11 protein-coding genes are annotated in these 10,743 nt (G+C 61.5%); 5 read left to right on the top strand and 6 right to left on the bottom strand.

Features of this window, described 5'->3' with window-relative positions:
• The first annotated feature begins 127 nt into the window (after window positions 1–127).
• The 3 genes from L1F06_RS13040 to L1F06_RS13030 all read left to right on the top strand — a co-directional run bounded on the left by L1F06_RS13040 (window position 128) and on the right by L1F06_RS13030 (window position 3,000).
• Window positions 128–817: a Slam-dependent surface lipoprotein gene (locus tag L1F06_RS13040; protein ID WP_252576634.1), complete on the top strand. Its 690-nt coding sequence runs from the start codon at window positions 128–130 to the stop codon at window positions 815–817.
• Window positions 818–912: 95 nt separating this feature from the next.
• A complete protein-coding gene (locus tag L1F06_RS13035; RefSeq protein ID WP_065985205.1) occupies window positions 913–2,400 on the top strand; it encodes a surface lipoprotein assembly modifier in 1,488 nt (495 codons plus the stop codon).
• A gap of 243 nt (window positions 2,401–2,643) precedes the next feature.
• A complete protein-coding gene (locus L1F06_RS13030) occupies window positions 2,644–3,000 on the top strand; it encodes a DUF3742 family protein (protein WP_065985206.1) in 357 nt (118 codons plus the stop codon).
• A 15-nt stretch (window positions 3,001–3,015) separates the two neighbouring features.
• Here L1F06_RS13030 and L1F06_RS13025 read toward each other — a convergent pair whose 3' ends face one another.
• From L1F06_RS13025 to radC, 6 genes are all read right to left on the bottom strand, one after another.
• Window positions 3,016–4,560: a conjugal transfer protein TraG N-terminal domain-containing protein gene (locus L1F06_RS13025; RefSeq protein WP_065985207.1), complete on the bottom strand. Its 1,545-nt coding sequence runs from the start codon at window positions 4,558–4,560 to the stop codon at window positions 3,016–3,018.
• A 1-nt stretch (window position 4,561) separates the two neighbouring features.
• Window positions 4,562–4,897, bottom strand: a complete 336-nt coding sequence (locus L1F06_RS13020; protein WP_065985208.1) for a hypothetical protein — start codon at window positions 4,895–4,897, stop codon at window positions 4,562–4,564.
• Window positions 4,894–6,294, bottom strand: coding sequence for an integrating conjugative element protein (locus tag L1F06_RS13015; RefSeq protein WP_065985209.1), 1,401 nt, complete (start codon window positions 6,292–6,294; stop codon window positions 4,894–4,896). Before L1F06_RS13015 ends, L1F06_RS13020 begins: the two co-directional genes overlap by 4 nt.
• An 8-nt stretch (window positions 6,295–6,302) precedes the next feature.
• Entirely contained in the window at window positions 6,303–7,238 is a 936-nt protein-coding gene (locus L1F06_RS13010; RefSeq protein WP_177491104.1) for a TIGR03756 family integrating conjugative element protein, read from the bottom strand.
• Window positions 7,235–7,672: a TIGR03757 family integrating conjugative element protein gene (locus L1F06_RS13005; protein ID WP_065985210.1), complete on the bottom strand. Its 438-nt coding sequence runs from the start codon at window positions 7,670–7,672 to the stop codon at window positions 7,235–7,237. The genes L1F06_RS13010 and L1F06_RS13005 overlap by 4 nt, the downstream gene beginning before the upstream one ends.
• Window positions 7,673–7,887: 215 nt before the next feature.
• Window positions 7,888–8,388: a RadC family protein gene (gene radC / locus L1F06_RS13000; RefSeq protein WP_083237873.1), complete on the bottom strand. Its 501-nt coding sequence runs from the start codon at window positions 8,386–8,388 to the stop codon at window positions 7,888–7,890.
• Window positions 8,389–8,957: 569 nt separating this feature from the next.
• Between radC and L1F06_RS12995 the strand changes: the two genes are divergently transcribed.
• Together L1F06_RS12995 and L1F06_RS12990 are read left to right on the top strand one after the other, a co-directional pair.
• A complete protein-coding gene (locus L1F06_RS12995) occupies window positions 8,958–9,389 on the top strand; it encodes a hypothetical protein (RefSeq protein ID WP_083237874.1) in 432 nt (143 codons plus the stop codon).
• Complete coding sequence (locus L1F06_RS12990) at window positions 9,382–10,713, top strand: ImmA/IrrE family metallo-endopeptidase (protein ID WP_065985211.1); 1,332 nt, start codon at window positions 9,382–9,384, stop codon at window positions 10,711–10,713. The genes L1F06_RS12995 and L1F06_RS12990 overlap by 8 nt, the downstream gene beginning before the upstream one ends.
• Window positions 10,714–10,743: the final 30 nt, after the last annotated feature.

The raw sequence follows: 10,743 nt of genomic DNA, 5'->3' as shown, positions 1-10,743 counted from the left end.
GGCACTTTCCCTGCTGTCCCTGGCCACATCAGGGGCTTTCGCGGCGCCTGTCGCGGGTGGTTCGTCTTCGGCCTATGTTAAGGCATGGCCGTCCAACCTGTTGGCAGACGATACCGCGGGGATCGCGATGCCGACCACCGTGGGTGGCAACGCTGACCTCGATGCGGTGGTCAGCTTCCAGGCCGGGCCGATCGCCCAGACCAACGGCGTGCTCAGCGGTTATGGCACCAGCTCCGCGCATATCACCAACCCGTACAACGGTGTGGTGACCTCGGAAACCTGGAAGAACAAGGTGGCGTATGACACCGAAGTCTTCGCCTACCGCCAGATCGCCGCGCCATCCCCGGGCTTCCCCCAGTTCGGCGGCGAGGTGATCGCCAAGGTGGCCGGCGCCGAGGTGTACTTCGGCGAATGGGCGCCGGTCAAGTCCGGTACCCAGCCGCTCTACAGCACCGACCTGAACATGAGCAGCCCCGATCGCACGGTCTGGTACGTGGGTGAAAACCCCACCACCAGCATGCCAACACTGGTCAATGCCAACTACAACGTGGTCGGCATCAAGCAGTACAACCCGGGCACTGCTGGTGGCGTCACCTCGGGCGTGCTGACTGCCAACTACGGGTCGGGTAGCGGTAGCATCACCGGCACCCTGGGTTCGATCAACTTCGTGGGCACCAGCATCAGCTCGAATGGCACGTTCTCACGCGGAACGAACATCGAAGGGCGTTTCTACGGCAGCAATGCCGAGGCCCTGGCCGGTATCTACAAAGGGCCCACCAGCGCCGATCACGTCGCCTTCGGCGGCGCCAAGCAGTAAGGGGCACGTGTAAGGGAGGGGAGAGCTTTGGCTCTCCCTTCTTTGAATTCAGCATTTCCTTCTTTTCTTCTTCCCTTCTTGCCGGACAGAACACCATGTCGCCGTTCGAGTTTTCGCGCGTTGCTTTGCTGTGCCTGCTGACTTTCCTTTCCCCCTTGTTGCTGGCCGACGAAGACGACACCCGGCGACTGCTGAACAAGATCGACCGCACCGTCAACGAACGCGAGCGTGCCCACCTGCCCGCGGTAGACCCGGCGGAAAAGGACGCCTCGCTGATCACCATCGAAGGCCAGACCTACAACGTACAGAACACGCTGGCCGACCTCGGGCCGGCCATCTATGTCGCCCTGAACCTGCAGCAGTGGGCAAAGGTGCGCCAATTCATCGAGCGATACCGGCAACTGCCGGGCCACGAAGCAGCGCTGATACATATGGCGCAAGGCTTGCTCGCCCGCCATGAGCGGGACTACCGCACGGCCATCGACGAGCTGCGCCAGGCGCTGGCGCTGCAGCCAGGTTTCTTGCGCGCCCAGCTGGAGCTGGCCCGCACGCTGTTCGAGGACAACCAGTCCGCCGAAGCCCGGGCGCTGTTCGATGCGGTGGCCGCGAGCGGCATCCCCGAGGCGGTGGCGCCGGTACTGGAAAGCTACCAGGCTGCGCTACGCGAGCGGCGCCGCTGGCACGGAACGCTGGCCGTGGGCGTGGGCTACAACAGCAACATCAACCAGGGCAACGGCATGACCACCCGCACCGAGGTGTGCTTCTTCTTCGAGTGCTTCGCGTACACACGCAAGATGCCCACGCCGATCGAGTCATCCAGCCTGGTCTATGACCTGGCGGCCGAGCGGCGTTTCCAGCTGGACGGCAATCACCACCTGCTGCTGCGCGGGCTCAGCTACGGCAATTATTACGACAAGCACAGCGAGGAAGCCCCCGAGACCTGGTACGAGGAAAACACCAGCGTGCTGTATGCCGGCTATAACTACCTGAGCGCGTTGAACGATGTGTCGCTGACGCCGCTGTTCGAGAACTACTACAGCGACCACCACACCAAGTACCAGGCCAGCGGCCTGCGCGGCGAGTGGAAACACAGCCTGACCCGGCGGCTGCAACTGAACGTGCAGGCGCAGCACAAGCACTTCCGCTTCCAGGGCGAGCAGCGCGAGTATTTCGATGACTTCGACGCGCGCATGCTCGGCAGCTCGTTGTCGTACCTGCTGGACGGCCAGACGATGGTCTATGGCGGCGCGACCTACACGCGGCGCACCCAGGATCAGGACTCGGCGAGCAACCGCGAGTACATGGCCAACCTGGGGATCTACCATCTGTTCGACGTGGGCGTGAACCTCAACCTCACGGCCCTGTACCGCACCACCCGCTACGACGAGCCGGACTACTTCCTCGGCGGGTTGCGCAAGGACAAGCAGCAGATCTACATCGCCAACCTGGGCATGCCGCGCTTCGCGCTGGGTGGGGTGGTGCCCAACCTCTATATCAAGTACACGGACAACCGCAGCAGCATCGACTGGGCATACTCCTATCGCCAGACCGAAGCGGCGTTGAAGTTCGAGAAAAGTTTCTGAGTTCCGGGTAACCGATAGCTGCCTCGGCGCCCTTCAAAAGGCCGATTATCCGATTTACGGCACCAGGGGCTTGCCGGCGCAGGGAAATCGGTATCCCATCGGGTCTACAGCGGATTTTTGCGCGCGTTATGCTGTCTGATTATTTGCGTGGATAGCCATGCGCTGCCTTAATCAAGAGCACTACAGAGCCGGTACAGAGCGAGTATTGAGAAACCACGACAGGACGACCATGAGGTAATCACCATGAAACCTTCCGTACAGACTTCATCCGCGGAGCGCCTGGGCCAGAGGCTAGGCCGGCTGTGGCGGGGATACCTGGGGCAGGAACGGAAGGTGAGTGGCTGGCTGGTTGCTCAGGGTTTGCCGGCGGGTGTTGCCAAGGCCGTGTTGCTGCTCGTCAAGCTGCTGGCGCTCGGTGCGCTGCTGTATGTCGCTTTCTGGCTGGCGCTTCTGCTGGTGTTCGCGCTCGTGGCGGCAAGTGCGGCCCGCAATGCGGACTGGGAGACGCCGGAGCCCGAATGGACGAATGGAACCGCCGGCTTCGGGCTCTACACCCATGATGGCCATCGCATCGACCCGCACGTGTCCGACGACGACTGAGTTGTAGCTGCCTCGCTATTTCTTCGAGGCAGTCTTCGAGATGGCTTTCGTGGCCCCTCCCATCGCCATGGTGCCGCCCTTGCCGCCGGCGGCCTTGGCATCTCCTGTGCCAGTCGCCATGCCCTGCAGCAGGTTTCCAGCGTGAATCCCTGCCCAGGACAACGCCATTACCCAAAATGTCGGCAGGACGATGAACATCGCGGCCATGACGAAGCTCAAGAGCAGATCCCCGAAGGTATTGTTGAGCCCCATGACCACGCTGAAATTCATGTGTGGGCGGCCGAAGCCCATGCCCCACCCGTACAGCGCATCGAGGATCGTCGAGTCGATCCAGCGCGCCAGTTGGAGCCAGAAGTCGACGAAGAAGAGTGCGAACTGCACCACGCTGACGGTCACTACCGTCTTTAGGTTGTACGTGCCGATCATCAGGACGACCGGGATGCAGATCACCAACGCCATTTTGAGCAGGGCGAGCACCATGGGCAGGGCCTGGCGCACGACATCCATGGCGGGGAAGAAGCCGAGTGCACCCACGCCGAGGCCTACGTCGCTGGCAGCGCGGGTAGCCATGTTCGGCAGCGTCATCATGATCTCGCCACCATAGTCGGTGTAGACGGACCCCAGGTTGAGTTTCTGCCGGCCGGGCGATGCAAGGGCGCGGATCACCGAATCGTTGACCTGCTCCTGGGACAGAAAGCCGGCCCAGTTGCCGATCCGGGTCAGCAGGCCGGGGTCTACCTGTTGCAGCAGTCGCGTGCGCAACCCGTTGCTGTCGGACCACCATTGGTTGCAGGTCGGATAACCCGCACCGCTGGGCACCTCGGCCAATCCTGCGTCGCGGGCACTGTCGTATGCCCAACCCTGGCGTGGCGTCTTCGCGCGGTAGGTGTCGTAGTAACCCGGGTTGTCGAGGAAGTAGTGCGAGCCGATCCAGCTGACGTCGTGCATCTGCTCTTTGCTCAGCGCCGGTCGATTCATGAATAGCTTCGCCCTGGCCGGGCCGTAGCACTGGTGGGCGAAGTCGGTCATTTCCTGCGCGAGCACGGGATCGTCGATGCGCGTGGCGTCGACTTCCATCCGAATTTGCCGGAGGTCCGTGCCACAGGGGATCGCTGCGACCGAGGCCGCGGTGATGGCCCGCGAGATTGTGTGCATGAATGCCCACCAGATCGGCACTTGCGCCGACTGGTTGTTGATGGTGCTGAAGGACTGCGACCAGCCGGTTTGCGATGGCAGTGGCACACTCACCTGGCATTGCGCCGAGCGGCCGCGGTCGAACCAGAGGGTGTCGAAATCGACATCGATGAAGGGCACGCCGGCGAACAGGATGACCACGATGGCGACGAAGATGCGGCTCTCGATGCGAACCGCGGAGAGCGCGCCTTTATTGCCTTCGTCCGCTCCTTCGCCACGCGCGCGAAGCCATTCCTGAACGATGATGGCGAGGAACGGGATGGCGAATACGCCGCTGGCGACCAGGACGGCCCAGATACCGTTGTGGACGACCCAGGAAACGAGGGTCAGGTAGAACTCCAGGTAATCGGTCGTGTAGAGCGTCATCTCAGCCTCCGGTCATCTGGCTGATTTCCAGTGTCGCTACCGCGACGACTGCGGCAATTTCGGCCCGCAACAGGCGCTGCCGAGCGCCGGGCTCGCGTGCCAGCACACGGCGGCGCATCCAGATCCAACCCCAGGCGGTGCCGGCATAGAGCAAGAGCCGCCAGACCAGGAAGTGGCCGGCGTGATCCGCCAGCCACTGCCGCCAGCCCTCGATGCCGCCGGCCAGGTGGATGCCGAGCACGTTTATGGCGGCGGCTATCGCCAGCAGCAGGATGACCCACAGCATGATGGAGGCCGCGCGCCGTAGATGATGGGGCCACCCTCTGGTCAGGCTCATGGGGTGCCGCCGCTTGGTGGACGCTGCAGTTGATCGAGTCGGTCGGGGATCGGATCGCCCTCGTAGATGGTGCGGGACCCGGCTGCGCGGAGGGTGTGCCGCTGGATGATGGCCATCGGCGAATTGCCGGCCAGCTCGCGGCGCAGTTGCAGCTCGGTTTTCAGGTTGTGGATCTCGCGGTCGAGCAGGTCGCTTTCGTGTGAAACCGCCTTCTGCGCCAGCTCGTTGGCTGACACGTTCGGTTCTTTGCGCCCGGTCAGCAGGGTACGCTGCAGCAGCAACGCCTTCTCCAGTACACTGGCCAGGGCGATTTCCGAAGCGAGGCGTCGTGCCAGAATGTCTTGGTCGGGCTCGTCGCGCAGCGCCTCGATCACACCGCGGGTGATGGGCAGCGAGGCACTGCCGGCCGCCTGCAGGTTGTCGAGGCTCAGGGGACGGCTGCCGGTGATCAGCCCCTGCAGGGCTTCGAGCTTGGTTTCGTACTCTTCCTGAATCAGCGGAGTCAGGCCGACGCCGGGCGTTGTCACGGTCTTGGTGCAGCTTTCGCAGGTGCGCTGTTCCTGTTCGCCCAGTACCCGTACAGCCCACGCAGCGGCAGCCGCGGGCGAGCTCCAGGTCTCGCAGGTCAGGTTGCCGCCGCAGTTGCCGGGGGCGATCGAACTGGTGTCGTCGACATCGCGTCCGTTGACCAGGTTGTAGCCGGCACCGACCACGTCGCTGACGACGCGAATCGGGCGCTGCCCCGCGCCGCCGGCATTTTCGCCGCCGACCCAGGTCACTCCTTCATTGCCACGGCTCGTTTCGGTCTGCTCGATGGCGGATACCGCATCGGTGCTGGCGACGGCCTGCTTGAGCACCATGCCATCGGCGAGCTGGCTCCATCCAACCTGGCCGCCGGCCACGTCGGCCATCTTCTCTGCCATCGCACGGCAGGTTAATTTTGAGCGATCAAAGTCGAGCCGCGCCTGCAGGATGCCGTTGGTCAGCAGGTTATACAGGCCTGGGTCGGCACGCTGGATGATCAGCGCCGGCAGCGACGCCACGGCGGCCGTGGCGTTCTGGATCACGTTCGACATGATCGTCTGAAAGCCGTTGGTCAGGCCGTTCAACTGGTTCTGGATGGTGGTGGAGATCGACATGTCGCCGCAGATCAGATTGCTGTTCCAGCCGACGCCAACGCCAATGGAGCGCATGTTGGAGGCGGGTGTCATCGACACGGCGCGACCGCCGCCGATCGAATACAGCACGTCGTCACCGATCACGGAGCCCTGGTGTTGCACGCCGTACTGGTTGACGTTGGTTTGGGCCGAGGCACTGGCGCAGGTCAGTGCCAGGGCGGCGGCCAGCAGGGTGGGGCGCAGCGTTTCGGAGGGCGAGGAAGGGCACCGGATCATCATGGCCCACCTCAGTAGAAATCGACGCTGCCAAGAAACACCTGGCCTTCGCGTTCGCAGCAGCTGTAGGGTCGCCACAGCGCCCAGGCGTAATCGCCCCGCTGCGCCTGTACACGGGTGTTGGCGTGAGGGAAGACCGTGCACGTGCGGGAGAGCGACGGCGCCAATTCCTGCCACTTGCCCGTCTGCGCATCGGTTTCGACCAGTGCGCCGGCTGGCCAGTAGCCGTCCTCGGCGTCAGCGAGCAGGGGCTGGTAGACGTGGAGCTGGCCGCGACGGGTGACGACATCCCCAGCACGCTGTGCCACCACGGCGCCGGCCATGTGGTCGTCGCTCTGGTGCAAGAGCCCGCCCCGCGGATAAACGTTGCCCCAGAGGTTGAGGCCGGTGCGGCTGCCGACCTCGCGCATGCCAGGGATCAGTGCTTCCGGGTACACCACCTCGGGAATGTTGTAGCGCCATGCAACGGTATCGAGGGTGCTCAGCAGGTAAGGCATGAAGGCAGTGCCGGCACCCTGGCAGGCATAGCCGGAGGATGAGGCGAACCGGCCGAGCACATAGCCACCGGGGTGGCCCACGACATCGGCGTTCTTGAATTTAGCCAGGTTGTTTTCGTTGTCGTGGTTCGTCGTGCCATCGCCACCAGCACGGGCCGAGGCATTGGGCATGCTCATGGCCCGAACCTCGATCCAGGGGTTTTCCCCGGTGTTGCTGTAGCTGGACACTACCGCATCGGGCACGTAGTGCCGGACCTTCACCGACGTGCGCACCGAGCAGCCGCCATAGGTGCAGTACAGCCAGTAGCAGATACCAGTAATGCGGTATTCCAGGCAGTCGGGTGAGAGCACCGAAGACACGATGGTCGCGGTATTGAGAGCGAACGACGACGAAGCCGCCGTCAGCAAGATGGTGGCGATGCCGGCGCGCAGGCGGCGAGAGCACATCATGGCTGTGCCCTCCTGTGCGCCTCGATGAGCGCAACGGCCGCTGCGACGTCCGGCTCGCCATAAACCACATAGCGGCGGTTCACGATCACGGCAGGAATCGTGGTAACGCCGAGGCTCCAGGCATCGACCACGCCTTGGTAGGCCGAGCCGATGCGTTGTTGCAGTTCGATGCCGCCGTCCCCCAGGCGCCTCTGCACGAGGGCGGCACTGCGTGCCGGGTCGGCAGGCAGATGGGCGGACAGCTCGGCTTTGATACGCGCAGGTTGATCCAGCTCGATGAGCCGAACGCCGCTGGGGACATGTACCGGGTGCTGGCTATCGGTGACGACGACAATGTCGTCGGCCTGCGCCAGTGGGCCGAGCAGCGCGGCGCAAAGCGCTGTGGCAAGTGGATACTTGCGCAGTGGGGGCAGGTAAGGCAGCGGCGCTGGCATGTCGAACTACCGTGAAATGGGTGGTGCTGGCAGTTGACTCGGCGGCAGGGGACGCGACGACAAACAAACGGGAATCGCGCCGCTCCGATTTAATCGCGAGCCGGACGACGGAGCTGGAGGAGGGGCTGGATACGCAGGCGCGCGGGGCGGCTCGCCCAGGTGGGCGGCCGACCCCGTGCAGGTGGGTGAGGATTGCGCCGCGTAGCGACGAGGAACTACAGCAGGCCATTCGAGGCGAACGAGAACGGCTCGCCCAGGCCAACGATGAAGTGATCCAGCAGCTTCACGTCGACGCAGTCCAGCGCACTTTTCAGGCACTGGGTCAGTCGCTCATCCTGGGGTGAGGGATCGGGGCAGCCGGACGGGTGCTGGTGAGCGATCACCAGGGCCGCGGCGTTGTGAGCAAGCGCCCGCTGAATAACCACGCGGGGATGAATTTGAGCTGTATCGATGGTGCCCCTGAACAATGTTTCACAGGCGATGACCTGGTGCTTTGAGGACAGGAATACGGCGACGAACACTTCGCTGGGTTCCGGCATCAGTTTCAGACGCAGGTAGTCGCTGACGGCCTCCGGGTTCTGCAGTTGCGGGCCGTTGGCGAACAAGCGGCGCTCCAGCAGCTCGATGGCCTGGGCGATGATGCGGTTCTCGTGGTCGAGAACCGATGAGGGACAGGGTTTTGCCAGGGAGTCGATGCAGGCTAGGGATGTGAGCATGGGGTTGACCTCCGTGGGAGAGTTCGGAGGTATGCCCGTGGAGGGTTTTCCCTCCGGGGATGGTGGTGGTGTCGGGATGAGCAGGCATCCACCATCGCCTTGGCGGTGGCTGTTCGCACGGGGATGCGAGGCGAACGGGAATGGTCAGCGCGGCAATGCAGCGCCGTAGCCTTGAAGACCGTGGCTACTGACTTGCAACGCCAGTCGAGCGCAGCCAGACGCGCAGGACGACAAAGAATGGGAAACCGGCGAGTCCGATTTCGCCTAGGTTGCCGGCATAGGCGGGAAAATTCGGAAACGGTGATGCCGCACCGGGCTGCGTCGGTGGAGAGCGGCGCATCGCCGAGGAGCTGCCGGGCAGCGAGTTCGAGGCTGTGCCAGGTGCCAGCCTGGATGGTGGCGGCACTGACCGGCTACGCGGGGCGAGTGAGGGCGGCGTGTAGCGTGAGAGGCAGCTAACGATCCTTCGGAACAGGCTTGCTTGATTTAGGTGATGGAGTGCCTGAGTTCAAGGTTTTTGGTTATAGTGTACATTTGGCGCAAAATTGCGTGCTCCGGCAGGATGGCCAATGAAACCACGTTATCAAAAATTCAATCCAAAGAGGCGAATCATTGAGGCCGGTCAATTGGACTCTGAGCGTCTAAAAGAATTGAAAGGTGCAATTTCATACGGTGGTAATCCAGAGCATAAGAGAAATCCAGGAGATTTTGGGTTGAAGCCACCAGCAGACCCTCGCCGAGGAAAGTCCTTGTGTGATGTGGCGGAAGTTTTTAGTCGTGCAGAGGCGTTGAAGTTGCTTCAGGATGGCATTGGAAAAGAGTTGGTCAGTGACAGGGAAGATAATGGCTGGCCGAAGAATATTTGGTCTGTTACAGAGGCAGGTGTTCCACTGGAAGCTCAATTGGAAAACCCTGAAACGGGCCAGTATCACGGCTACCCGATGCCTGACAGTGATCCTTTGGCATCCGAGGTGATTTCTCGCTGGAGGAATCATGTCTGACATCACTTTTTCGATTGACTGGTTGTCCTCGGATGGGGACTCCCCTGTTTTTCGAGATACATCGGGGCATTTGGCGATCCACCTGGATACGTTTTGCCTAACTCGCAACGAGGACGTGTGGTCAAGAACTGTGCGTGACAAAGTTCTTGTTTCGGCATATCCCTTGGCGTTATGGCTTGCATCGTCCTGGTGGAGGTTGAACTTCGAGCCTTTACCACACATGGGAACCAGGCCGCCGTTGGATTGGCGTATGGCTCATGAGTTGGGAGCGGCCAATCACGGTTATGTATGGCCAAGAGTCATTTTCGCTCCAGATGGGGAGATCGTGAATGTTTGGGCTGAGCAGATACGTTTGGATGGACAGTCTATTCAGTATCTTTATGGGCTCGAAACACCTAGCGCTGTAAAGCTCGATAACTTTCAGCGCAGGACCGCGGGCTTTATCGAAAGTGTTCTAAGTCGTCTAGATGCCCTAGGGCATGGTCGGACTGACCTGGCCGAGCTCTGGTCTTTTATCCGGGAGGATAGGGAAAACCCCGAGGTGATGCGGCTCCGAATTCTGGAGGCGCAAATGGGGTACGACCCGGAGGAGTGTCCACAGGACATTATTGCCAAGGCATTGAGTCTGCAGAAGGAAACTGGACTGAGCGCCATGTCGGAGCTGGCGCCGGTCTTTGGGCGTCGAGATAGGGATGATACCGGGCTTGAGGGCATTATTTCTCTTGCCTCGCAAAATGGAATCCTGGGGCGGCCACAGGTGTCCGCTGACGATATCCAATTGGCCTCGGGCTCAGGTGCTCCATGGCAGCGTGGCGTTGATGCCGCAAGGAAACTCCGTGCGAAACTGGGTAACACGGACGAACCTATAAAGAATACAGTTCTTTTTGACCTGCTGGGTATTACCGAGGGGCAGGTTAGTGGTTGGGAGTCTCCTGATAGGAGTATCGTGGCGGTCGCCAAGCCTGTAAAAACGGGTGAGCTTAACTACCTGCCTCGCAAGAAACATCCACTTTCGAGGCGTTTTGAGTTTGCTCGTATGATTGGGGAGGTCTTGGATCAGCCCAGGGTGAATGACAATTGGCTGGTGTCTACTGATATCGCAACAGCTAAGCAGAAGCGTCAACGTGCTTTTGCTGCTGAATTTTTGTGCCCGATTCATTCGCTGACCGGCTACTTGAATGGCGATTATTCGGAGACGTCCTTGGAGGATGCCGCTGAATATTTCAATGTCAGCGATAAGATAGTCGAGTCCTCGCTAGCTAATTACGGTTATCTGGATATTTCATCTGCAGAACCGAAAGTGCCATATCGATCAGTTGCATAATGTGGCCATTCAAAGAGTCAGGGCCGAGAA

The sequence above is a fragment of the Pseudomonas hydrolytica genome (genome assembly GCF_021495345.1).
In the GTDB taxonomy this organism is placed as follows: Bacteria; Pseudomonadota; Gammaproteobacteria; order Pseudomonadales; family Pseudomonadaceae; genus Aquipseudomonas; species Aquipseudomonas hydrolytica.
Note: the sequence above shows the minus strand (reverse complement) of the source record. Positions and strands in the feature narration are given on the sequence as shown.